We start from the raw sequence: 23,896 nt of genomic DNA, 5'->3' as shown, positions 1-23,896 counted from the left end.
TCCGGCCCGTCTCACCGCTTTTCGAGCGCGACCTCGAACAGGTGGTCCCATCCGTCGTCGCCGTATCTCACGTCGGCGACGCGCCAGCCGGTGCCCGCCGTCGCCTCCCGAACGCGGTCGGGCGAGAACAGCCGATAGAGCCACGGTTCGCCGAGCGTCCCGTCGTACTCGAGTTGCATCACGCGGTAGGCGAGGCCGTCCGACGGGTCCTCGTAGTAGTCCAGTTTCCCCCGCGTCCGCTCGTGGTCGGGGTCGAACCCGTCGATCACGGCCGTCCCGTCCGGCGTGGTGACGTGGGCGAGGTCGCCGAGGAACGCCCGCAACCCCTGCATCGACCGGGCGAGACTCGCCTGGGTGCCGACGGCGAGCGCCGACCGGAAGCGGTCGCGCTCGAAGTGCTCCCGGAGCGCGAACATGTCGGCCCGTCGGGCGTCGCGCACCCCGCGGTCCTCCATCACCTCGACGAGCAGGTCGCTGCGCTCGACCGCGACCGTCTCGTGGCGCTCCTGGAAGGCGAGCGCGTGCCGACCGGCGCCCGCGCCCAGGTCCACGAGCGGCCCGTCGAGGTGCGCGGGGAGCCAGTCGTCCGGTTCGGGCGCGGCCTCGTCGAAGTAGATATCGACGCCTGGTTCCTCGATCCCCTCGCCGTTCCGGTAGCGGAGCGGTCCGGACTGTTCGCCGAAGTGGTGGTCGTAGAGCGCCTGCGCGAACGGGCTCGGCATGGCTACGGAACGCCACCGGGCGGTCGGGCAAAGCCGCTGTGGTGGTGTGGGTGTCGTTGGCGTGGAACTGTCGGACAGGCGGGAGATACCGGCGACGAGTCGACCGGCTTCGGGGCCCGTTCCGAATTATAATTTATCCGGCTGTATAGGTTATATACAATATTTCGATTATTTCGTCTCCGATCGAGTCGATTCTCCGCCGCTCGCACGGTAGCGAACGGTTCGGCGGCGCAATCACGTGGTATACCCCTCGAATTCCCGGAGATGGCGGAATCGTGGTCCAGCGGACGGTTCAGCTTCGACGATATCGGACCGGAACTCAGAATCAACGGATATGGCCGCTCAAAGGCGGTAATCTGCGGGTCTGGGTGCTTGAGGCGGTGTGACGTTCGCTATCGCGATCGTTATCTATGCCTACAGTCATACCGGTATATATAATATACTCTGATACAGGTAGGTTCTTACCAAAAATCGGTTCACCGATCCGGCGTCCGGTCGAGGTCGGTGCCGTGGTCGGTCCGGCGGTCGGGCAACTTTTACTACGCCGCCGTCGTTCCAGCGAGTATGGTGCTCGACACGCACACCCACGCGTGGGGGCCGGCGAGCGACGACCACCCGTGGGTCAACGGCCCGCTGACGGAGGCGGTCGGCGAGTTCGACGTCCACAGCGTCTACACGGCCGACAGGCTCCTCGGCGACATGGACCGGACCGGGGTCGACGAGGCCGTCGTCGTCGGCTACCCGCTCCCCGAGTGGACGGACAACTACTACACCCGGGAGGTTGCCGCCGAGCGCGACCGCCTCTACGGGATCGTGATGGTCGACCCGTTCGCCGAGGGGGCCGCCGACCACCTGCGCGAGTGCATGAGCGTCGACGGGGTCGTCGGGTTCCGGCTCGGGGCCGCCTGTCCCTACGACCGGATGTGGGAGACGTTCGACCCGAGCGTCACGTGGCTGCGCGACGCGGTCGAGGAGACGGCCTTCTGGGAGGCCGCCGTCGAGACGGACGCGGCCGTCCAGATCCTCTGTGACCACGGCCAGCTCGACCAGGCGCTCGAACTCGTCGAGGCCTACCCCGAACTGACCTACCTCTTCGACCACTTCGCCCACGCCGGGCCCGAGACGCCGACCGACGAGGGGACCTTCGCCCGCTTCGCCGACCTGGCCGAGTACGACGGCGTCGCGGTGAAGGTCTCGGAGACCCCCCACGCCTCGGACGCGTCGTTCCCCTACGGGGACATGCACGACCACGTCCGGTGGCTCCTCGACCAGTTCGGCCGCGAGCGCGTGATCTGGGGGTCGGACTACCCGAACGTCAGCGACGTGGCGACCTACGGCGAGAGCCTCCGGTGGCTCCGCCGCGTCGACGGCCTCTCCGAGGCGGACCGGACCTGGCTCACCGGCCGGTCGTTCCGCCGCCACGTCGGACTCGACTGACGGGCGTCGAGCGGACGCCCCCAGCGAGCGCAACTTACATTCTCCCCCCGTCGCAATAGTCGGTCATGGCCGCTTCGGCGCTAGATTCGTTCGTGTCGGCGTGTGACTCGATGGATGTGCCGTGTGAACATGCGGCGGGCGGGGAGTTCGAGGCGGTGCTCGCGTCGCACCTCGGCGACCCCGCCGTCGGCGTCCCGCTCGACGGGGTGGACGCCTCGCTGTCGGGGACCGACGTGACGGTCGACCCGACGCCCGCGGCGCTGAAACGCGCACACACCGGCGTCACGCCGGCGGCGTTCGCCGTCGCCGACTACGGCTCGGTCGTCCTCCCGTCGACGCCGGCGGGCGCCGAACTGGTGAGTCTCTACGTCGAGCGACACGTCGCGGTCCTCGACGCGGACCGCGTCGTGCCCGGGATGGCCGAGGCCTTCGAACGCTTCGGCGAGCAGGCCCGCGACGGCGAACTGGGCAGCAACGTCGTCGCGACGGGGCCCAGCGCGACGGCCGACATGGGCGACCTCGTCCGCGGGGCCCACGGGCCGAGCGACGTGCGCGTCGTCGTCGTCGGGGCGGCCGACGAGCAGGGGGCGACCGATGAGTGACGCGACCGAGCTCCGGCGCCTGATGGCGACCGAGGGCGACGCCGTCGGCGAGAACACCCGCGGCTTCAACCGGGGTCGCTACGAGTCGGTCGCCCGACTGGAGGACTACGAGGATCTGAAGGCGGAGGCCCGAGCGATCAAGGAGGACGCCATCGAGCGGCTCCCCGAACTGATCGACGAGCTGCGGGCGGCCGTCGAGGCGAACGGGGGGACGCTGTACCTCGCCGACGACGCGGCCGACGCCAACGAGTACGTCCGGTCGGTCGTCGCCGAGCGCGACGCCTCCCGCGTCGTCAAGAGCAAGTCGATGACTTCCGAGGAGATCGACGTCAACGAGGCGCTCGAAGCCGACGGCGTCGACGTGGTCGAGACCGACCTGGGCGAGTGGGTACTGCAGGTCGCAGACGAGGCGCCGAGCCACATCGTCGCGCCGGCGATCCACAAGTCCAGGGAGGCCATCGCCGACCTGTTCAACGAGCGGTTCGACCCCGACGAACCCCTGGAGACCGCCGAGGAACTCACCCGGTTCGCCCGCGAGAACCTCGGCGAGCGCATCGAGGACGCCGAGGTCGGGATGACGGGCGCGAACTTCGTGACGGCCGACACCGGGACCATCGCGCTCGTGACCAGCGAGGGCAACGCCCGGAAGACGGTGAGCGCGACCGACACGCACGTCGCGGTCGCGGGCGTCGAGAAGGTCGTCCCGAGCGTCGCGGACCTGCGGCCGTTCGTCGAACTCATCGGCCGCTCCGGGACCGGCCAGGACATCACCTCCTACGTGTCGCTGCTGACGCCCCCAGTCGAGACGCCGACCGTCGATTTCGCCGACGACGAGACGCCGCTGTCGGAACTCGACGCCGACCGCGACTTCCACCTCGTGCTGATCGACAACGGGCGGATGGCGATGCGCGAGGACGACGACCTCCGGGAGACGCTGTACTGCATCCGGTGTTCGGCCTGTTCGAACTCCTGCGCGAACTTCCAGGAGGTCGGGGGCCACGCCTTCGGCGGCGAGACGTACTCGGGCGGCATCGCCACCGGCTGGGAGGCCGGCGTCGAGGGGCTGGACACGGCGGCGGAGTTCAACGACCTCTGTACCGGCTGTAGCCGGTGTGTCAACGCCTGTCCCGTCGGGATCGACATCCCCTGGATCAACACGGTCGTCCGCGACCGGATCAACCGCGGCGACGCCGGCGACGGCCGGTTCGACTTCCTGGTGGACGGGCTCACGCCCGACGCGGAGTCGGAGAGCCCGCCGCTGGGGAAACGCTTCTTCGGGAACTTCGAGACGGCCGCGCGACTCGGCAGCGCGACCGCGCCGCTGTCGAACTGGCTCGCCGACACGGGCCCCGCGCGGCTGGCGCTCCGGCGCGTGCTCGGCGTCGACCCGCGTCGGGACCTCCCGACGTTCGAGCGCGAGACGCTGGTCGAGTGGTTCGCCGACAGGGACAGGACCGTCGAGGACCCCGAGCGCCGCGCCGTCCTGTATCCGGACCTCTACACCAACCACGTACAGGTCGAGCGCGGCAAGGCCGCCGTCCGGGTGCTCGAAGCGCTGGGCGTGGACGTGGTCGTCCCCCGGGCGGCGTCGAGCGGGCGCGCGCCGCTCTCCCAGGGGATGGTCGAGACGGCGCGCGACCACGCCGAGCGGGTCGCCGACGCGCTCGTGCCGCGGATCGAGGCCGGCCGCGACGTCGTCGTCGTCGAGCCGAGCGACCACGCCGTGTTCCAGCGGGAGTACGAGCGCCTGCTCGACGGGGACGCCTACGAGACGCTGGCGGCCGACAGCTACGAGGTCCTCGAGTACGTCTTCGGCCTCGTCGAGAACGGGGCGTCGACCGACGCGCTCCGCGACGGGGCCGGCGAGCGGGTGGCCTACCACAGCCACTGCCAGCAGCGGACCCTCGGACTGGAGGGCCACACGGCCGCCGTCCTCGAACGCTGCGGGTTCGACGTGACGACCTCCGACGTGGAGTGTTGCGGGATGGCCGGGAGCTTCGGCTACAAGTCCGACTACTACGAGGTGAGCGTCGCCGTCGGCGACGAACTCGCCGACCAGTTCACCGCGCCGGACACCGCCGACCGGACGGTCGTCGCCAGCGGCACCTCCTGTCTCGACCAGCTCGACCACCTCCTCGACCGCCCGTCGACCCACCCCGTCCAGCTGCTCGACCCCGGTTCTCACCCCGACTGAGCCGTCTCCGGCTCTCCCGGAAAGGTTCCGCCATCGCCGGAAGCCTGACCCGGCTCGCAGCCGCAAGTGCTGTCGCGATCCGCGCGAGCGGGTCGACTGGACCCGCGGCACGCGACATCTTCCGGGAGAGCCGGAAATTTGGCCCGCGACGGATTACAATCGTAATGTTGTAATTTGATGGCGACGTTCCGACGGACTCCCGATCGGAACGGGCGAGCGGGCGCGAACGGCGGATATCCGGGTTTCCGACATGGCCGGAAACGTGACGGCGCTGCGGGACGGCGGTGTCGGGCCCGTCCGGGAGTGGGGTACACTTATGTGCGCGAACGGGGCAACTGGTAGTGATGACCGGCGAGAGAGTCACACCGACAGCGCTTCGCGTCGAGTTCAGACCGTCGCCCTCGGCCGTCTCCGCGGACCGGCCGCGGTTCTCCTGGAGGGTCGCCGAGGCGGACTGGGGCGACGGCCAGGCGGCCTACCGGATCCGGGTCGCGTCCTCGGCGGGCGGGCTCGACGGCGACGCGCTGTGGGACAGCGGGCGCGTCGACTCCGACCGGTCGACGGCCGTCCCGTACGACGGGCCGCCCCTCGCGGCCGACGAGACGTACCACTGGACGGTGACCGTCTGGAACGACGCCGGCGACCGCTCCGCGCCGGCCGAGCCGGCGGCGTTCGCGACCGCTCCGGACGACTGGTCGGGCGACTGGATCGCCGCCCAGCCCGGCGGGGGCGACTCCAATGGCTACCGGAGCTGTTGGCGCGACCCCGACGACGACCCGACCGAGTGGGTCGGGGTCGACCTGGGCGGCGAACGCGAGATCGACGCGGTCGAGCTGTATCCGGCCGAGCCCTTCACCGACACCGAGACCCCGGACGGCTGGACCGTGACCGCCGACGACACGGAGGAGACGTACCTCGACTCGACGACGGCCCGGGGCCCGGTCGCGTTCGGCTTCCCCGACCGCTATCGCGTCGAGGTGGCCGACGACCCGTCGTTCGCGGACGCCCGCACCGTCGTCGACGCGACCGACGCCGACCGGCCGGGCCCGCGCCGCGATCCCGTGGTCCACGACATCGGCGGCGAGACGGCCGCTCACGTCCGCGTGGTCGCCACCGCGCCCGAGGAGATCCGCCCCGACGACGACGGCCTCAGGGAGTCGTTCGACGCGTGGGCGGTGTTCGCGCTCGCGGCGCTGTCGGTCCGCGACGGGTCGGGGGAGGACCTCGCCCGGGGCCGGCCCGTCACGGCGTCGTCCAGCGTCGAGACGGAGACGTGGGGGGCCGACCGGCTCACCGACGGCAGGGACGAGTCGACGATGACGGGGACCTCGCCGCTGTTCCGGACGGAGTTCGACCTGGAGAAACCGGTCGCGAGCGCCCGGGCGCGGTTCGTCGGGCTCGGCTACGGGGAACTGTACCTCAACGGCGAGCGGGCGTCCGAGGACGCGCTGAATCCGGGGTGGACGCAGTACGACGAGCGCGTCCTCTACTCGACCTACGAGGTCGGTGATCACCTCTCGGAAGGGGCAAACGCCGTCGGGATCTGGCTCGGCCGCGGGTGGTTCGCGCGGTCGGCGCGCCAGTGGCTCTCGTTCGGGTCGCCGCGGGCGCGGCTCGACCTCACCGTCGAGTATGAGGACGGGACGACGACGACCGTCTCGACGGGTCCCGACTGGCGGACCGCGCCGAGCCCGGTCGTCGAGAACGACATCTACGAGGGCGAGACCTACGACGCCCGGCTCGAACGGCCGGGGTGGGCGCGGGCGGGCTTCGACGACGCCGACTGGGAGGCCGCCGCCGTCGCGGACCCGCCCGCGGGGACGCTCGCCCCCCAGCGGACCGACCCGATCCGGGTCACCGAGACGCTGGAGCCCGTCGAGATCCGCGACCACGAGGACGGCCCCGTCATCGACTTCGGGCAGAACCACACCGGCTGGCTCTCTATCGACGTGACGGGCGGCGACCCCGGCGACGAGGTCGTCCTCCGACACGCCGAGGCGCTGGACGAGTCGGGCGGCCTCCGGACGGTCGATCTGCGGTCGGCCGACGCCACCGACACCTACGTCGTCGGCGAGGGCGACGCGACCTACGAGCCGCGGTTCACCTACCACGGCTACCGCTACGCGCAGGTGTCGGGGTACCCGGGCGAACTCACCGCCGACGACGTGCGCTCGCGCGTGGTCCACACCGACTTCGACGACGCGGGGGCGTTCGCCTGCTCGAACGAGGACCTCACCGCCGTCCAGTCGAACGCCCGCTGGGGGCTGCGGAGCAACGCCCACAGCGTGCCGACCGACTGCCCCCAGCGCGACGAGCGGATGGGGTTCACCGGCGACGGCCACATCGCCGCCCGCGCGCTCCAGTACAACTTCGACGCCGCCCGGTTCCACGGGAAGTGGACCAGGGATCACCGCGACGCCCAGTCACGGCACGGCTACGTCCCCTCGAAGTGCCCCCACGGTCGGCTCCCCGCCGACGCCGACCCCTCCTGGACCGTCTCGCTGCTGGCGGTCCCCTGGCACCGCTACCGGTTCTACGGCGACGAGAGCGTCCTCCGGCGCAGCTACGAGTCGTTCCGCCGCTACGTCGAGTACTGGGAGTCGGTGGCCGAGGACGACCTGCTCCCCGACGACCGCGCGGGGTTCGGCGACTGGGTCGCCCTCGAGAACACGGACGGCCGCCGGGGCGAGCCGACCGACTTCTTCACGAACGCCTACTACTACCGCAGCGTCTACCTGCTCGCGAAGATCGCCGGCGCGCTGGGCGTCGACGAGCACGCGGGCCACTACGCCGAGCGGGCGGCCGCGATCGCCGACGCGTTCAACGACCGGTACTTCGACGCCGACGCGGCCGCCTACGAGGCGCGGACCCAGGCCGCGTACGCGCTCCCGGTCTTCTTCGGGATCGCGCCCGACGACCGCGTCGACGACGTCGTCGCGAATCTCGTCGAGAAGGTCCACGCGGACGGCCGGAAGCTGAAGACCGGGTTCCTCGGGACGCGCCCGCTGCTTTCGGTCCTGAGCGACCACGGCCACGCCGACGTGGCCTACGAGGTCGCGAGCGACCCCGCGTTCCCCGGCTGGGTGTACATGCTCCGCGAGGGCGCGACGACGGTCTGGGAGCGCTGGGACAGCGACAGCGACGAGCACATCGGCGGGCGGATGAACTCGCTCAACCACTCCCCGTTCGCCTGCGTCTCGGAGTGGTTCTACGAGCACCTCGCGGGCATCGACGTGCGCCTGGGCGCCGACGCCGACCGCGTCGAGGTGGCCCCCACCTTCGTCGACGACCTCGACTGGGCCGAGGGCAGCGTCGAGACGCCGCTGGGGCCGGTCGAGTCGCGCTGGGAGCGGACCGACGCCGGCCACGAACTCGCCGTCGAGATCCCCTGGAACGCCGAGGGCCGCGTCTCCGTCCCGCTGGGCGCGGACGCCTCGGCCGTCCGTGTCGACGGGGAACTGCTCTGGAGGGCGGGGGACGAGGGTAGCCCCGCCGAACGCGACGGGACCGGCCGCTCGGGCGTCGAAGCGCTCGGGCGGACCGGCGACCGCCTCGAGGTCGCCGCCGGGTCGGGGTCCTACCGGTTCACGGTCGAGTGAGCGGTCCGCCGGCCGAGAAGGCGTCGCGAGCGAGGCGGACGCGGACGGGCGACCGCCGCCGCTCGACCGTCGCGGCGTTACTCGCCGTCCGCGACGACGTGGTTGGTCAGCGCCCCGATCCCCTCGACCTCGACCTCGACGGTGTCGCCGGGTTCGAGCAGTTGCTGGGGCTCGCGGAAGACGCCGACGCCGCCGGGCGTCCCGGTCGAGATCACGTCGCCGGGCCGGAGCGTCGTGCACCCGCTGATGTACTCGACGACCTCCTCGACGCCGAAGATGAACTCCTCGGTGTTGGAGTCCTGGAGCGTCTCGCCGCTGACGCGAGTGGCCACGTCGAGGGCGCCGGGGTCTATGTGCTCGTCCGGGACGAGCGTCGGGCCCATCGGCGCGAACGTGTCGTAGCTCTTCCCGCGGAAGAACTGGCCGTCCTCGAACTGCGCGTCGCGGCCGCTCACGTCGTTGACGACGGTGTAGCCGGCCACGTAGTCGCGGGCGTCCGCCGCGGAGACGTCCTTCGCGGTGCGCCCGATGACGACGCCGAGTTCGACCTCGTAGTCGACCTCGTCGAGTTCGGGAGGGTGGACGATCGGGTCGCCCGGGTTGGTGACGGCCGTGCCGGCCTTCCCGAACAGGAGCGGGCGCTCGGGGACCTCCTCGTCCTGCTCCTCGGCGTGGTCGTGGTAGTTCAGCCCGACGCAGACGATCTTGCCCGGCCGGGGGACCGGCGCGAGCAGGTCGGCCTCGGCGGCCGGGACGGCGCTGTCCGCGGCGGCCTCGACCGCGTCCTCGACGACGCGGAGGAAGCCGGGGTCGGTCAGTTGCTGGTAGGTGACCTCCTCGCGGAGGCCGGCCAGCGGGACGATCTCGTCGTCGCGGCGGACGCCCCACTGCGGGGCGCTTCCCGTCGTGTATCGTACGAATTGCATCGACTACCCGTTCCGACGGCGGGTGCCTAACTGTTACGCTCTCGGCCGTCGCGCCCGCCGCGCCCGGCGCAGGGCGCCCGCGGCGGCCGTTCCGCCGCGGAGCGGCCGCCCGGGCGACGCAGTGGGTTCTTCCGCTACCCGCACCTTTAGGTCGCGGGCGGCGTCTCTCCGAACGATGTCGTCCGAAGCGACACTGCGAGAACGAGCGAAAGCGCGGGGTATCGAGTTCGGGGCGGCGCTGTCGGCCGACCCGCTGCGCGAGGACAGCAACTACTGGAACACGGCGCGGACCGAGTTCACGAGCGTCACCACGTCGAGCGAGCTGAAGATGGGGCCGCTGCGGCCCTCGCGGAAGACCTACGACTTCACCGACGCCGACGCCATCGTCGACTTCGGGAACGAGTACGACATGACCGTCCGCGGCCACACCCTCGTCTGGCACACCCAGAAGCCCGACTGGTTCCAGGAGTGGGACTACTCCGGCGACCAGGTCCGCGAGTTCCTGCGCGACCACATCCGAACGGTCGCGGGCCGGTACGGCACCCGGATCGACGCCTGGGACGTGGTCAACGAGGGCGTCCACGAGGACGGGTCGATGCGCGAGTCGGTGTGGTACGAGGGGATGGGCCCCGAGTACATCGAGAAGGCCTTCGAGTGGGCCGACGAGGTGACCGACTCGGACCTCTTCTACAACGACTACGACCTCCCGACCGAACCCGAGAAGGCCGACGCCGTCTACGACCTCCTCGCGGACTTCCTCGACCGGGGCGTCCCCGTCGACGGCGTCGGCCTCCAGCTCCACGGCATCGGGAGCCAGGCCGACCCCGAGGACGTGGCCGAGACCGTCCAGCGGTTCCGCGACCTCGGCCTCGACGTACATCTCACCGAACTGGACGTGGCCTACGAGGTGGGGTCGGTCCCAGACGACCCGCTGGCCGCGCAGGCGGAGTACTACCGCGACCTGGTCCGGGCGTGCGTCGACGCCGGCGTCGACTCGATCACCACCTGGGGCGTCAACGACGGCAACTCCTGGGTGCGGGACTTCTACAAGGCCGAGGAGCGGTTCACGATCGACCCGCTCCTGTTCGACCGGAAGTGCGACCCCAAACCCGCCTACTACGCCGTCAAAGAGGCCCTCGCCGAGGAGTGACCGCCACGCCGTCCGGACCCCTTGGCGGAACCGACTGCCGACCGTCGACCGTCGACTGCGACCGTCGACCGCCGACTGCGACCGTCGACCCGACCGACCTGTCGGGGACCCTTCGAGTCGGCCTAGATTTTTATACCAGGTAAGATAGCACTACCCGTGGACATCGTTACCCCAGACCGCGATCCGGACACGCCCAGCGACATGGACGACTACCTCTTCGACCTGCGGGGCTTTCTCGTGCTGGAGGACGCCCTCTCGGCGTCGGAGGTCGACGACCTCAACGAGGCGGTCGACGACCTGTTACCGGTGGAGCCGGACACGTGGCACGGCCACGTCCACTCCACCGGCGGCGCCATGGGGGAGACTCGGCTCCAGCAGGTGTACGAGCTCCCTCCGTTCGAACGGCTCATCGACCACCCCTCGTGGGTCGAGTACGCCCGGCGCTACGTCGGCGGCGAGGGCACGTTCGACTACAACCACGGGCCGCTGTACATCGACGAGAACTTCTTCGGCGAGTACCCCGAGGGCGAGGGGACGCCGCTGCACTCGGGCGGGACGCCGCCCACCCAGCGCACGCAGTTCGGCTACCACGACGGCGAGTTCCGCTGCGGGCAGGTGAACGTCCTCGTCGCGCTGAACGACATCGGCCCGGGCGACGGCGGGACGATGGTCGTCCCGGGGAGCCACAAGTCGAACTTCCAGCTCCCGAACTGGGACGACCTCACCGGCGACACGCTCGAATCGGTCCCCGAGGCGCGGGAGGTCTACCTCGAGGCCGGCGACGCGCTGCTGTTCGTCGACAGCATCACCCACGGCTCGGCGACGCGGACGAACGACGGCGTCCGCCGGATGTGCGTGTTCCGCTACGGCCCGTCGTGGGGCGTCTCCCGCGGCGGCTACGAACCGTCCGAGGAACTGCTCGACCGGCTCACCCCCTACCAGCAACAGCTCGTGAAGACGTTCGGGACCAAGGAGCGCAAGACGCCGCCCGAGAGCGAGCAGTGACCGCGTCGCCGCCGGGCGGCCGCCCCTCCCGCCGAGACGGCGCTATTGGGTCGGCCGGAACCCCTCGGAGCGGACGGTCCAGCCGTCGGGGAATCCGGGTGCGCGTTCGTCCGGGACGCCGTCCCAGCCGGCGATCATGAACGCGAGCGCCCAGAGGACTCCGCCGTTGCCCGGGAGGTACGCGCCCTCGGTCGGCGTCGCCTCGTCGTCCTGCATGACGTTGATCCCGTTCGTCTCGTACTCGTTTTGCGGGTGGTCGTGGAGGAGGATGTCGACCGCCTCCCCGGGATGGCCGAGGCGGGCGGCCGCCATCGCCAGCGCCGGGAAGTTGGCGCCCCAGAGCTCCCACTCGTCCAGCGCCGACACCACGCGGTCGTAGGTCGCCTCGATCTTCGCGGGGTCGACGTTCGTGCCGGGCATGCAGCCGTAGGCCTGCAGCCACGCCGGATTCGCGCCGATCCCCTCCATCTCGGGGTGGGTCTCCAGCGGGACGTACTCCCCGTCGACCGTCGGCGGCTCCGCGAGGTTCTCGAGGACGTCGTCCCACTCCGCCTTCCGGGGTTTCCCGAGCCGCTCGCGCCACCGCTGGGCGGTCTCCAGCCCGTAGGCCCAGTAGGAGAGCTCGATGGTCGGGTTGGCGGCGTCGAGCCCGTCGGTCCCCTCGGTCCCGGTGATGACCGGCGGACCGAGCACGTAGCGCTCGGTCTCGGGGTCCCACGCGGCGAAGTCGGCCATGTAGTCGGCCGTCTCGAACACCAGGTCCGCGTACCGCTCTAGCGTCTCCCGGGCGGGCCGGATCCGGTAGCACTGTTCCGCCCAGTAGATGGCGTGGCCCTGCTGGTTCTCGCGGAAGGGGTTGATCGCGCCCGGGGACTGCCACTCCGCCGAGGGGTCGACCATCTTCTGCCAGCGCGCCCCGTCGAGGCCCACCCGCTCGGCGTTGCGCCTGGCGGCCGGCAGCCCCGTCTCGAGGAACCAGTCCAGCCAGCCCTCCAGCAGGTACTCCCGGCCCCAGAGCGCGAAGTGGAGCCCGTTCCAGAGGGTCATCTCCAGGTGGAACTTGCCGAACCAGGTGTTGTTGACGAGTCCGCTCTCCTGGGACGGGGACGACCCCGCGGCGTTGACCGCCATCACGTACTGCGAGAGGACGGCCCGCCGCTCCAGTTCCTCCCACCGCGGGTCGTCGCTCTCGGACAGGTCGACTGCCGCTCCCGTCCGCCAGAACGCCGGCCAGTGTTCCGCGCAGGTCCGCCGCGTCCCCCCGAACGTCGGTTCGGGCGGCTCGGCGCTCCCGTCGGGCGAGAACGAGCAGACGAACGACAGCTCCGAGGACCCCTCCGGGACGAGCGCGTACCGGTGGTCGCCGCGTCGCTCGACGGCCGCCTCGCCCTCCCAGGCCAGCGCCGCGCTGTACGCGTCGTCGTCGAGGGTCCGCTCGAAGCCGACCGCGTCGTCCCCCAGTCGCCGCAGTTCGGTCGCGTGGTCGTCCGGGCTGTCCCAGTCGCCGACGTTCGTCGCCATGTAGGACGCGTCCGGCCCGGGGAACGCCAGGGCGACGCCGAGTCGTCCCGAGGCGACCAGCGGGGACTCGACGCGGACGGCCACGGCGTCGCGGTACGGGTGACAGCAGGTCTCGACGGCGACCCGCTCCCCGTCGAGTTCGAACTCGCTCGCGACGACGCCCGACCAGAGGTCGAGCGTCTGGGAGACGCCCTCGACCGCGTCCGGGTCGACCGACGGCGCCCGCTCCCCGAGCCCCGCGAACCCGATCCGGCCGAGGTCGATCCGGTGGGGGTTCGCCCGGAGGTACTCGACGGCCTCGTCCTGCCCCTCCCCCGGGAGCATGTACTCGAGTGCGCGCCCGTGGCTCTCGACCGTCTGCCGCTCGTAGCCGTCGAGCCCCCCGTCCTCGGGCGGGGGCGCCGTGTGCCATCCCCAGTCCGAGAGCGTGTTCGTCCACGCCTCGTCGAACGTCTGGAGTCCGGTCTCGTCGACCCCGACGGCCAACGACCCGTTTCCGACCTGGAGCGGTGCCTCCGGTTCGAGCGCGTCCTTCTCGGGGTTGTGCCGCGTCACGACGGCTCGACGGTCTATCGGTGCCGTAGCGTCGGCTGTGTCGTCCGGCATCGACCCGGGGTACAGAGTGCACCCCCTTATATTCTCGCTCCGCCCGTCCCGGACTGCCGTGTCGCCCGTCGGAGTAACCGGTGGTTTTTATTAATCAGAAGGTTATATTCGTCCTATGTTGATCCCTGTCAATGGTGACTGATGCATGGCGACCGAAACATCAATGAATAATAGTGACGATTCGGCGGCCGAGGACACCATCCTCGAGATCCGGGACGCGAGCGTCACGTTCGACCTGAGTCGCGGAGTGTCGCGAGTCCTCGACGGCGTCGACCTCGACGTGAAGCGAAACGAGGTTCTCGGCGTCGTGGGCGAGAGCGGGAGCGGGAAGAGCATGCTCGCGAACGCGCTGGTCGACGCCGTGCCCGAGGAGGGCGACCTGGCGGGGTCCATCCGCTACCACCCGCCGGGCGGCGAGGAGATCGAGGTCCTCGACCAGGACGCGGAGGGACTGCGCCGCCTCCGGTGGGAGGAGATCTCGATCGTGTCCCAGAGCGCGTTGAGCTCGTTCAATCCGACGATGAAGATCCGGACGCACTTCGAGGAGACCCTCGACAACCACGACTACGACATGCTCGAGGGGATGGAGCGGGCCGGACAGCTGCTCTCGGACCTCTATCTCGAGCCCGACCGCGTGCTCGACTCGTACCCCCACGAGCTGTCCGGCGGGATGCGCCAGCGCGCGCTCATCGCCCTGAGCCTCATCCTCGAGCCGGAGGTCGTCGTGATGGACGAGCCGACGGCGGCGCTGGATCTCCTGATGCAGCGGTCGATCCTCAACCTCCTCGACGAGATCCAGGACGACTACGACCTCACGGTCGTCTTCATCACCCACGACCTCGCGCAGCTCTCGGACCTCGCCGACCGGCTCGCGGTGATGTACGCCTTCGAGATCACCGAGGTCGGCCCGACCGAGGAGATCCTGGAAAACTCCGCGCACCCGTACACCCGGAAGCTGTTGCGGTCGACGCCGGACCTGGAGGGGCCGCTCAACCAGATGGAGGCGATCGAGGGGGCGGCGCCCGACCCGGTCAACGTGCCGGAGGGGTGTTCGTTCCACCCGCGGTGTCCGATGGCCACCGACAAGTGCAGAGAGCAAGACCCCGGACTGTACGACGTCACGGACGAGCACACGTCCGCGTGCCACTACTGGGACGAGGTCGACGAGAACGTCGACCTCCGGTCGTCGGCGCCCGAGGACCCGTCGGCCGAGGTGGCGACGCCCGAGCTGGCGTCCGAGCGGGGCGGGGACCCCCTGCTGTCCATGGAGGACGTGTCCATCCACTTCGAGGAGACCCAGGGGTTCATCTCCCGGGAGACGGAGACCGTCCACGCGGTCGACGGCGTGGACCTCGACATCTACGAGGAGGACGTCGTCGCGCTCGTCGGCGAGTCCGGCTGCGGGAAGACGACGCTCGGCAAGGCGTCGATCGCGCTCCAGCGGCCGACGGACGGCGAGATAAACTACCGCGGGACGGACATCTGGGAGGCCCACGACGACCGGGGGTCGCTGCTGTCGCGGCTCACCGGCGGTATCGGCGCGCCGGACCCGTCCGACGCCGACATCGACTTCAGCGAGATCCGCCGGGCGCTGCAGATCGTCCACCAGGACCCCGCGAGCGCGCTCAACCCGAACAAGCGGGTGATCTCGTCGCTCCAGAAGCCGCTCAAGAAGTGGAACGCCGAGATGGACAAGGAGGCCCGCGAGCGCCGCATCTACAGCCTCCTCGAACTCGTCGGCATGGAGCCGCCGGAGGACTACGCCGAGCGCTATCCCCACCAGCTGTCGGGCGGCGAGCAACAGCGCGTCGCGCTGATCCGCGCGCTGCTGATGAACCCGGACATGATCCTCGCGGACGAGGCCATCTCGGCGCTGGACGTGAGCCTGCGGGTCGAGACGATGGACCTGCTGCTCGAACTCCAGGAGATGTTCGGGACCTCCTTCCTGTTCATCAGTCACGACCTCTCGAACGCCCGCTACCTCGCGGAGAAGGCAGGCGGCCGGATCGCCGTCATGTACCTCGGGGAGATCGTCGAGATCGGTCCCGTCGACTCGATCATCTCCAACCCCGAACACCCCTACACGAAGGCGCTCCGGTGGGCGACGCCGGACCTCGACAAGGAGGAGATCGGGACGCTCCCGATGCGGAAGATCGACATCCCGGACGCGACGAACCCGCCCAGCGGCTGTCGGTTCCACACGCGCTGTCCGGAGGCCCGCGAGGCGTGTACCCGGGAGAACCCCGAGCCGATCGAGACCGAGGACGGCAAGCAGGTCGCCTGCTTCCGGGCCGACCCCGACCACGAGTACTGGGAGAGCGAACCGATCGCCGCCGAGGAGGGCGACTCGCGGATCGACCCGACCGGCAGCAACGCCGCGACGGGGGAGTCCGATGACTGACCGCCGACGGCGGCCGGGACGGGACCGCTCCCCGGTGAACGCGGCGGACACGCGCGGTATCGACACCGACACCGACACCGAAATCGAGCAAGGACAATGAGAGAAGGCATCCTCAAGTACTACGCGAAGCGCACCGGTCAGGCCCTGTTCACGGCGTGGGCGACGCTCACTATCACGTTCGTGATCATCCGGTACATGCCGGGCGGACCGATGGACTTCCTGCTCGCGCAGCTGATGATGGGCTCGATGGGCCCGGGCCAGGAGTTCAACTCGCCGACGGACCCAGAAGCGGTCGAGGCGTTCCGGGAGATCGCCCAGCTGTACATCAACATCAACCCGACCCAGCCGCTACACATCCAGTACATCGACTGGTTCGGAAGCGTCCTGCAGGGGGAGCTCGGCCGGTCGATATACTACGGCGAGCCCGTCATCGAGGTCATGGCGCCGGTGATCCCCTGGACCGTGTTCATCGTGTCGCTGGCCGTCGTCATGTCGTTCCTGCAGCAGATCATCTTCGGCGGCCTGATGGCCAACTACGAGGGGTCGGCGCTGGACACCCGGGCGACGACGCTGTTCATCTGGGTCCAGTCGATCCCCTACTTCGTCTGGGCGATCCTCCTGCTGTTCGTCTTCGCGTTCCAGTACGGGATGTTCCCGATCAGCGGGAAGGTCAACCCCTCCGCGTCGGTCGGGCTCAACTGGCCGTACGTCGCCGGTATCCTCAACCACGCGGCGCTGCCGGTCATCTCGCTGGCCATCGCCTCGCTCGGCGGCGGCGTGCTCGCGATGCGCGCCAACTCGATCCAGGTCCTGGGCACCGACTACGTCAAGAACGCCCGCCTGCGCGGACTGGAGACGGGCCGCATCTCGGTCCGGTACATCGCGCGCAACGCCTTGTTGCCGATGTACACGAACTTCCTGCTGTCCATCTCGTACGTCTTCGGCGGGTCGCTCATCCTGGAGACGATCTTCCAGTACCGCGGGATGGGCTGGGTCATGTACAGGGCCCTGCAGTCCCGGGACTTCCCGCTGATGATGGGCGGGTTCATCCTGTTCACGTTCGCGACGGTGACCGCGATCTACATCGCGGACATCACGTATCCGCTGATCGACCCGCGGATCGAGGAGGGTGAGAGCAGTGAGAGCTTCTGAACCGCGTCCGGGCGGCGGGTCCGTCCCGGGGAACCGCCAGCGACCGCGACGACAACAGGGTGAGATCTGAATGTCCGACAAAGAGGCCAACGTCTTCGAACGTATCGAGAGCGAATCAGTCACGCCGATGTCGAGGCGCGAGCGCTGGAGTGAGACCTTCGACGCCTGGGTCGTCACCCCCTTCGAGATCATCTGGGAGGACTCCCGCACGAAACTCGGGTCGATCATCCTCCTCGGGTACGTCCTGATGGGGACCGTCGGCGTCTGGATCACCGAACCGCCGGAGCTGAACGAGGGGCCGGCGTACCTCGGTATGTTCAACTCCGACTACGTCGTCCAGCCGTTCGGGATCCCGGAGTTCACGATCCTCGGCTGGACGTACACGGGCATCTGGAAGTTCCCGCTCGGTACCAACAACTGGGGGGTCGGGATCATGGAGCAGGCGGTCCACGCGACCCCGGACATGCTGCTCATGGCGCTCGCCGGCGGCGGGTTCATGACCATCGTCGCGGTGCTGACCGGCACCCTCGCCGGGTACAAGCGGGGCGCCATCGGACGGGTCATCCTCACCGCCATCGACATCCAGATCACCATCCCGGGGCTGCCGCTGCTCATCGTCGTCGCGGTTGCCCTCTCGCCCAGCAACCCGATCCTCGTCGGCATCCTGCTGAGCATCGACGGCTGGCCGAACCTTGCCCGGTCGCTGTACTCGCAGGTCATCTCGACCCGCGAGGAGTCCTACGTCGAGGCCTCGCGCACCATCGGGCTCGGGTCGGGGTCGATCATCCGCGACGACATCCTCCCGAGCGTGATGCCCTACGTCATGATCAACTTCATGCGCAACACCGTCCGCGTCATCCACGCGTCGGTCGCGCTGTACTTCCTCGGCGCGCTGCCGCTGACCCGGAACAACTGGGGGATCATGCTGGACAAGTCGTTCGACTACGTGTCCCTGCTCACCCTCAACAACATGAACTGGGTCCTGACCCCGATCATCCTCATCGGGGGCCTCGGGTTCGCGACGATCCTGCTGTCCCAGGGGCTCGACCGACTGTTCAACCCCCGCGTCCGCGCCCGACACTCCGACGAGGGCGACGGGATCACGTCCTACGACTGACCGCGACCGCCCGGTAACTCTCTTTTCGGCGCTGTCCGCTCTGTCCGCTCGCGTGTGCCGACGCTCCCGACCGACCGACCGGTTCCACCGCCCGGGGAGCGTCCGGAGCGCGAGACGCTCGCGGTCGCTCGTTCCACAGGATACATGATTGTCGGGGCTGATCGGGTCGTATGAACGACGACCTCGCCCGTCGCATCTGCAAGTACGCGCCGATGTGGCCCGCGTACCTCGCGATAAACCTGGTGTTGCTCGTGTTGCTCGGTATCTCGCTGCTGGTCATCGAGTGGTCGCTGGACTCGCCCCCGTTCGTGATCTCCGTGCTCGCGCTCGTCGTCGTCGTGGGGAGCATCATCCTGTTCAGCGGGATGATACTCTGGTGTCGACGGTACCGCGGCGTCAGGACGGTCGACCCGGACGAGCGTCAGGCGGACGACCGCCAGTAGACACGGCCGCGCGAACGGCGTCGCGGCGACGGCCCCCTGCGGCGCAGCCGGGTGTCGCCGGCGCGACGGCCGGCCGAGGGCGGGCGGCCGGGCGAGCACTGGTCGCTCTCGCGTCGCTGCACTCCCGGGCCACCGCGGTGGGGCGGTGCGGCGGTGGGACCGGGCTGTCGGCCGCTCGCCGGCGTCAGCGCCGAGGAGAGGTCGAGCCACCGGTCCGGGCGGTCCGTCGTGGCGACTGCGGAGGGTGAGACACCGACGGACTGGACGCGGGGGCACACCAGTGGGTGACGCCGTCGGAGAACACCGCGAAGAACGGCCAACTGCGAGAGGGGAAGGGAGGGGTCGGCTCCGGTCGCTACTCGTCGGTCGGGACGTACTGGCCCTTGAGGCCGCGGATGGCGTGGCGGCCGCGGACGCCCAGCGAGACGGGGCTGTCCTCGGTGGCGGTGAACAGGGTGTCGTTCGGGCCGGGCCACTCGAAGTTGTCGTAGTTGAAGCGGTCGATCGAGATGCCGGGCAGGAGCGGGATCCCGGGCAGGTGGTACGAGGCCGTCCAGATGGCCTTCTTCCCGAGCGTCGCACGGTCCTCGTCGGCCACCATGCCGCTGGTCTGGATCGTCTCCTGAGCCGAGTCGGCGTTGAACGTCTCGACGACGTCGCCGGTCATGTCGCCGACCTCCGGGATCTCGTACTTTCCGGGCGGGTTGTGGCGCTTCCACGCCCAGGAGTTACCGTACGAGCTCAGCATCTCCGCGGACTCCAGATCCGGCGCCACCATCCCGGTGAAGACGTAGTTGTGACAGATGCTGTACGCGTAATCGAACAGGTCGTTGATGAACTTGTTCGAGTCCTCGGAGGACACCTGGGCCTGGATGCCGATCGACTGGAGGTTGTCCCGCATCGTGATCCCGAAGACCGTCTCGGTGTTGGGCACCTGGATCTGGGGGGTGAACTCGTCGCCGCTGGGCGTCACCCACGTGTCGCCGTCCTGTTTGAGGCCGCCGGCGCGGAACGCCTCTTTGGCCTTCTCGGGCTGGCTGGTGGACCCGTAGTCCGGGAGCGACTCCCACAGATCCGGGTAGTGCTCCTGGATCAACGACGGTTCACCGTAGGTCGTCTTCTCCAGGGTCCCGACCTGCTCGGCGAGCCGCTCGCCGCGGAAGTTCTTGAAGATCTGCATCCCGTCGACCGCGTACGCGAAGCCCTGTCGGAGCTTGGCGATCTGCTTCGACGCGGTGTCGCCCTCGACGCGCATCAGGTCGTTTATCTCGCCCTGGTAGTTGATCATGAACCCGCGGCCCTGCTGGCGCGACTGCACGCGGGCCGTGAGGTGGTCCGGGATCGACTCGAGGCTCCGGGAGGCGGGGTACTCGTCGTTGGCGTAGTCGATGCGGTTCTGCTCGAGCCCCTGCTGCATGGCGTTGCCGGTCCCGGTCGCCTTCCTGACCTCCGCCTTGTTCCAGTTGTTGTTCATCTCCTCGGACTCGGCGAGCCAGTGGCCCTCGACCCGCCGGAGTTCGAGGCTCTGGGGCGACGCGTTCTCGATGTACCAGGCGCCGGCCGACACCGCGGTCCCGTCGGTCGGCTTGCTGTAGTTGATTATCTCCTGTTTGAGGCTCTCGGCCTCCTCGCCCGACGCGTCCTTGAGGTCGTCCCACAGCGAGGCGAGCTCCCCGTTGCGGTAGACGTACGTGAAGTTGTTGCCCGGCGGGAACAGCTCGATGTTCTGGGAGTGAGCGGTCCCGATGTTGAAGACGATCGTCTTGTCGTCGGGCGTCTCGACGCTCTCGACCGCCGGGGCCGAGAGGCCGAGCAGCTTGTCCGAGTGGCGCATCTCGAACTGCAGTTTGATGTCCTCGGAGGTGAACTCGTCGAGGATCTCACCGCCGCGGTGCCAGTAGATGTCGTCCCTGATGTTGAACGTGTACGTCCCGGCCTCGTTGTCGTACTCCACGCTCTCACAGTCCATCCCCTCGGTGACGATCTCGCTGTGGGTCGTGCTCGGCTCGTAGAGACACGCGTGGAAGGGGTATCGGAGGGTGTAGCTCCACCGGGGGTTGAACGGGCTCATCTCCATCGACGAGAGGTCCTGGTCCGTTCGGAACCAGCGGAACGTCGCGTCCGTGTCCTGGAGTCCACCCGTCGTCGAGGTCCCGGTCCCGCCGTCGCCGCCGTCGCCGCCGTCGCCGCCGCCGTTCGTCGGCGTTCCGTCGCCGTTGCCCGAACAGCCGGCGAGGCCGCCAGCCGCCGTCAGGGCCGTCGTGGCCAGCAACCGTCGGCGTCCTCTGTCGACGCCGTCGTCGCTGCTGGTACTATCGTCTCCGGTACCGCCATTGGTACTATTGACCATGACATACGTGTGTAACAGGGCATTGAAAAAACTTTCGTCAGAGTCGAGATACGATCGGGTCACGGTGGCCGGCGGGGTCGGAACGGCCGGAACTGTCGCGCGGACGGGTGTCCGCCGGGTCGAACTGCCGGTCGGGGCCCGCAGTGACGCCGACGGCCCCGGTGGCGCCGACCGCGGTCGCGCGCCGGTCCGGCGCCACGTCGCTGTGAACGTCGGCAGGGAGGGGGCTCGCTCGGAACCACCGCCGGGCGGCGGCGTTGCAGATGCGAGACAGCAAAAAGTATTAACCACAGCAATAAGTTATTACCCGATAGTCGACCGCCACGACCTAGAGCATGAAAGCAATCATTCAGACCGATGCCCATTCGGTCGAGACGCAGGAACTGGAGCGCCCTTCGATCGCAGCCGACCAAGTACTCGTCAGGGTCCATTCGGCCGGTGTCTGCGGGAGCGACGCGCACGCCTTCGAGTACGACGGGGGCTACGAGTGGATCCCCATCCCGCGGATCATGGGTCACGAGTACTCCGGCGAGGTCGTCGAGGTCGGCCCGGAGGTCACCGGGTTCGCCGAGGGCGACAAGATAGTCGAGGAGCCGATCCACCACTGTGGCGACTGCTTCCAGTGCAAGAACGGCCAGGCCAACGTCTGTCAGAACTTCTCGATCACCGGGATGCACCGCGACGGGGCGTACACGGAGTTCGTCGCCGTCGACCCGGACTACCTCCACGCGGTCCCCGAGGAAGTCCCGCTCCGACACGCCGCGATCACGGAACCGACCAGCATCGCGACGCGGGCCGTCCTCGACCAGTCGGTGACGACGCCGGGCGACGACATCCTCGTCGAGGGGCCCGGCCCCATCGGCGCGCTCGTCGCTATCGTCGCCGACTCGCTGGGCGCGAACGTCGTGGTCTCGGGGCTCGCCCAGGACGACGAGTACCGGCTCCCGCTGATCGAGGACCTCGGTATCGACACGATCAACGTCGAGGTCGACAGCCTCGAAACCCGGGCGGAGGCGATGACCGACGGTCGGGGGTTCGACGTGGTCTTCGACTCGACCGGCCACCACAGCGGGATCGGGACCGCCGCCGAACACGTGCGCAAGGGGGGACAGATCGTCGTCGTCGGCATCCCCAACGAGCCCAGCGAGCTGTCGCTCACCTCGCTCGTCCGCGGCGAGGTCGACATCAACACCTCCTACGGGTCGACGTGGACGAACTTCGAACAGGCGCTGCGCCTGATGGAGCGCGGCGAGATCCCCGTCGACGACATCATCGACACGTCCTACAGCACCGCCGACCCGGCCGCCGCCTTCGAGGCGTTCCTGGCCGGGGAGACCTGCAAACCCGTCTTCCACTTCTCCTGACGGGCCGACCGCGCCGGAGCGGGCCGGACGCACCGAGTCCCCGCGACCGGGCTGACAGAAAGATTTTAACGGCGTTGGCTGGACGGTAGGGACACCGCCATGGAGATAACGGACGTATCAGCGACCAAGATCGGGAGCGAGTCGTGGGGCGAGTTCGTCGAGTTCCCGCTCGTGACGGTGATGAGCAAGTACGAGGAGTACAACAACGCGACCGGGGACAACCCCGACGCCCGCCGCGACTGGATGGGGCCGGTCGGCGACGTGGTCGTCGAGGTGGAGACCGACGCCGGGATCACGGGCGTCGGCCACGGCAACTGGGCGACCGGCGCCATCGAGACCATCGTCGACGAGACGCTCTCGAAGCTCGTCGTCGGCGAGGACCCCCGCGAGCGCGAGCGGCTCTGGGACATCATGTACCGCGCGACGATCCCGTTCGGCCGCAAGGGGGCGGCCGTCGAGGCGATCAGCGCCGTCGACCTCGCGCTGTGGGACATCGCCGGCAAGGAGGCCGACAAGCCGGTCTACGAGCTGCTGGGCGGTCCCACGACCGAGGAGATCCCCTGTTACGCGAGCAACCTCCACCCCGTCGACATGGAGACGCTCGAACGGGAGGCCCAGGAGTACGCCGAGGCCGGCTTCGACGCGATGAAGCTCCGGTTCCGGCACGGTCCCGAGGCCGGCCGGGCGGGCATGAAGGAAAACGAGGAGATCGTCAGGACCGTCCGGGAGGCGGTCGGCGACGAGATCGAGATCGCCGCCGACGCCTACATGGGCTGGACGGTCAAGTACGCCAAGCGGATGCTCGACCGTCTGGAGGAGTACGACATGGCGTGGGTCGAGGAGCCGGTCATCCCCGACGACATCGACGGCTACGCGGAGATCCGCGAGGCCGCGCCGATGCCGATCTCCGGCGGCGAACACGAGTTCACCCGCTGGGGCCACGAGGAACTGCTCGAACGCGAGGCCGTCGACATCCTCCAGCCGGACGTGCATCGCTGCGGCGGGCTCACCGAACTCCAGCGCATCGACGCGATGGCGAGCGCCCACGACGTGCCCGTGATCCCCCACACGGGGACGAACCCCCACCTGCACTTCATCGCCGCGTCGACGAACGCGCCGATGGCCGAGTACTTCCCGATCCCGCAGTGGTACCAGGAACAGCAGGAGGAGAAAGACTCGACGTACGCCGACGCCATCTACGCGAACCCGCCGAACGCCGAGGACGGGACGATCCCCCTGCCCGACGGCGTCGGCCTCAGCGCGGAGCTCAACCGCGAGGCGGTCGATCACTACGCGGTCGAGTGACT

The 23,896-nt window shown here is 69.2% G+C and carries 16 protein-coding genes; 12 read left to right on the top strand and 4 right to left on the bottom strand.

Annotated features, from left to right (window positions below; genetic code table 11):
- Positions 1 to 11: 11 nt before the first annotated feature.
- Entirely contained in the window at positions 12 to 722 is a 711-nt protein-coding gene (locus ACMGFI_RS04755) for a class I SAM-dependent methyltransferase (RefSeq protein ID WP_436907732.1), read from the bottom strand.
- A 567-nt stretch (positions 723 to 1,289) separates the two neighbouring features.
- On the opposite strand from ACMGFI_RS04755, the gene ACMGFI_RS04750 reads away from it, so the two are divergent.
- From ACMGFI_RS04750 to ACMGFI_RS04735, 4 genes are all read left to right on the top strand, one after another.
- Positions 1,290 to 2,159 carry an amidohydrolase family protein gene (locus ACMGFI_RS04750; RefSeq protein ID WP_436908840.1) on the top strand — a complete coding sequence of 290 codons (870 nt, stop codon included), beginning with the start codon at positions 1,290 to 1,292 and terminating at the stop codon, positions 2,157 to 2,159.
- A gap of 110 nt (positions 2,160 to 2,269) precedes the next feature.
- Positions 2,270 to 2,761, top strand: a complete 492-nt coding sequence (locus ACMGFI_RS04745; protein ID WP_436907731.1) for an LUD domain-containing protein — start codon at positions 2,270 to 2,272, stop codon at positions 2,759 to 2,761.
- Positions 2,754 to 4,955, top strand: a complete 2,202-nt coding sequence (locus tag ACMGFI_RS04740) for an LUD domain-containing protein (protein ID WP_436907729.1) — start codon at positions 2,754 to 2,756, stop codon at positions 4,953 to 4,955. Before ACMGFI_RS04745 ends, ACMGFI_RS04740 begins: the two co-directional genes overlap by 8 nt.
- A gap of 344 nt (positions 4,956 to 5,299) precedes the next feature.
- The gene (locus ACMGFI_RS04735) at positions 5,300 to 8,554 is read left to right on the top strand and encodes a family 78 glycoside hydrolase catalytic domain (protein ID WP_436907727.1); all 3,255 of its coding nucleotides are present in this window, start codon (positions 5,300 to 5,302) and stop codon (positions 8,552 to 8,554) included.
- A 77-nt stretch (positions 8,555 to 8,631) separates the two neighbouring features.
- Here the strand turns inward: ACMGFI_RS04735 and ACMGFI_RS04730 are convergent, their stop codons facing one another.
- Positions 8,632 to 9,480, bottom strand: a complete 849-nt coding sequence (locus tag ACMGFI_RS04730) for a fumarylacetoacetate hydrolase family protein (RefSeq protein ID WP_436907726.1) — start codon at positions 9,478 to 9,480, stop codon at positions 8,632 to 8,634.
- Positions 9,481 to 9,655: 175 nt separating this feature from the next.
- Between ACMGFI_RS04730 and ACMGFI_RS04725 the strand changes: the two genes are divergently transcribed.
- Both ACMGFI_RS04725 and ACMGFI_RS04720 read left to right on the top strand, forming a co-directional pair.
- Positions 9,656 to 10,630, top strand: a complete 975-nt coding sequence (locus tag ACMGFI_RS04725; RefSeq protein WP_436907725.1) for an endo-1,4-beta-xylanase — start codon at positions 9,656 to 9,658, stop codon at positions 10,628 to 10,630.
- 156 nt (positions 10,631 to 10,786) lie between these two features.
- Positions 10,787 to 11,635, top strand: coding sequence for a phytanoyl-CoA dioxygenase family protein (locus ACMGFI_RS04720; RefSeq protein WP_436907724.1), 849 nt, complete (start codon positions 10,787 to 10,789; stop codon positions 11,633 to 11,635).
- 42 nt (positions 11,636 to 11,677) lie between these two features.
- Here the strand turns inward: ACMGFI_RS04720 and ACMGFI_RS04715 are convergent, their stop codons facing one another.
- Complete coding sequence (locus ACMGFI_RS04715) at positions 11,678 to 13,762, bottom strand: hypothetical protein (RefSeq protein WP_436907723.1); 2,085 nt, start codon at positions 13,760 to 13,762, stop codon at positions 11,678 to 11,680.
- 163 nt (positions 13,763 to 13,925) lie between these two features.
- Here ACMGFI_RS04715 and ACMGFI_RS04710 point away from each other — a divergent pair, with 163 nt between their 5' ends.
- From ACMGFI_RS04710 to ACMGFI_RS04695, 4 genes are all read left to right on the top strand, one after another.
- A complete protein-coding gene (locus ACMGFI_RS04710; protein WP_436907722.1) occupies positions 13,926 to 16,163 on the top strand; it encodes an ABC transporter ATP-binding protein in 2,238 nt (745 codons plus the stop codon).
- Positions 16,164 to 16,259: 96 nt separating this feature from the next.
- Entirely contained in the window at positions 16,260 to 17,315 is a 1,056-nt protein-coding gene (locus tag ACMGFI_RS04705) for an ABC transporter permease (protein WP_436907721.1), read from the top strand.
- 70 nt (positions 17,316 to 17,385) lie between these two features.
- Complete coding sequence (locus ACMGFI_RS04700; RefSeq protein WP_436907719.1) at positions 17,386 to 18,432, top strand: ABC transporter permease; 1,047 nt, start codon at positions 17,386 to 17,388, stop codon at positions 18,430 to 18,432.
- Between the two features lie 170 nt (positions 18,433 to 18,602).
- Positions 18,603 to 18,875, top strand: coding sequence for a hypothetical protein (locus ACMGFI_RS04695; RefSeq protein ID WP_436907718.1), 273 nt, complete (start codon positions 18,603 to 18,605; stop codon positions 18,873 to 18,875).
- Positions 18,876 to 19,230: 355 nt separating this feature from the next.
- Here ACMGFI_RS04695 and ACMGFI_RS04690 read toward each other — a convergent pair whose 3' ends face one another.
- A complete protein-coding gene (locus tag ACMGFI_RS04690) occupies positions 19,231 to 21,225 on the bottom strand; it encodes an ABC transporter substrate-binding protein (protein WP_436907716.1) in 1,995 nt (664 codons plus the stop codon).
- Positions 21,226 to 21,560: 335 nt separating this feature from the next.
- Here ACMGFI_RS04690 and ACMGFI_RS04685 point away from each other — a divergent pair, with 335 nt between their 5' ends.
- Positions 21,561 to 22,589 (top strand): zinc-dependent alcohol dehydrogenase, encoded by a 1,029-nt coding sequence (locus tag ACMGFI_RS04685; RefSeq protein ID WP_436907714.1) that lies wholly within the window; start codon positions 21,561 to 21,563, stop codon positions 22,587 to 22,589.
- A 99-nt stretch (positions 22,590 to 22,688) separates the two neighbouring features.
- Positions 22,689 to 23,894: an enolase C-terminal domain-like protein gene (locus ACMGFI_RS04680; protein WP_436907713.1), complete on the top strand. Its 1,206-nt coding sequence runs from the start codon at positions 22,689 to 22,691 to the stop codon at positions 23,892 to 23,894.
- Positions 23,895 to 23,896: the final 2 nt, after the last annotated feature.

This window comes from Halosimplex marinum (assembly GCF_051414075.1).
Lineage (GTDB): Archaea > Halobacteriota > Halobacteria > Halobacteriales > Haloarculaceae > Halosimplex > Halosimplex marinum.
Note: the sequence above shows the minus strand (reverse complement) of the source record. Positions and strands in the feature narration are given on the sequence as shown.

Bases quoted from the DNA above. Each gene is read 5' to 3' on its own strand.
- ACMGFI_RS04700 (WP_436907719.1), top strand. From the start codon at position 17,386: ATGTCCGACAAAGAGGCCAACGTCTTCGAACGTATCGAGAGCGAATCA.
- ACMGFI_RS04685 (WP_436907714.1), top strand. From the start codon at position 21,561: ATGAAAGCAATCATTCAGACCGATGCCCATTCGGTCGAGACGCAGGAA.
- ACMGFI_RS04695 (WP_436907718.1), top strand. From the start codon at position 18,603: ATGAACGACGACCTCGCCCGTCGCATCTGCAAGTACGCGCCGATGTGG.
- ACMGFI_RS04710 (WP_436907722.1), top strand. From the start codon at position 13,926: ATGAATAATAGTGACGATTCGGCGGCCGAGGACACCATCCTCGAGATC.
- ACMGFI_RS04705 (WP_436907721.1), top strand. From the start codon at position 16,260: ATGAGAGAAGGCATCCTCAAGTACTACGCGAAGCGCACCGGTCAGGCC.
- ACMGFI_RS04730 (WP_436907726.1), bottom strand. From the start codon at position 9,480: ATGCAATTCGTACGATACACGACGGGAAGCGCCCCGCAGTGGGGCGTC.
- ACMGFI_RS04725 (WP_436907725.1), top strand. From the start codon at position 9,656: ATGTCGTCCGAAGCGACACTGCGAGAACGAGCGAAAGCGCGGGGTATC.
- ACMGFI_RS04735 (WP_436907727.1), top strand. From the start codon at position 5,300: ATGACCGGCGAGAGAGTCACACCGACAGCGCTTCGCGTCGAGTTCAGA.
- ACMGFI_RS04755 (WP_436907732.1), bottom strand. From the start codon at position 722: ATGCCGAGCCCGTTCGCGCAGGCGCTCTACGACCACCACTTCGGCGAA.
- ACMGFI_RS04680 (WP_436907713.1), top strand. From the start codon at position 22,689: ATGGAGATAACGGACGTATCAGCGACCAAGATCGGGAGCGAGTCGTGG.
- ACMGFI_RS04715 (WP_436907723.1), bottom strand. From the start codon at position 13,762: ATGCCGGACGACACAGCCGACGCTACGGCACCGATAGACCGTCGAGCC.
- ACMGFI_RS04690 (WP_436907716.1), bottom strand. From the start codon at position 21,225: ATGGTCAATAGTACCAATGGCGGTACCGGAGACGATAGTACCAGCAGC.
- ACMGFI_RS04745 (WP_436907731.1), top strand. From the start codon at position 2,270: ATGGATGTGCCGTGTGAACATGCGGCGGGCGGGGAGTTCGAGGCGGTG.
- ACMGFI_RS04740 (WP_436907729.1), top strand. From the start codon at position 2,754: ATGAGTGACGCGACCGAGCTCCGGCGCCTGATGGCGACCGAGGGCGAC.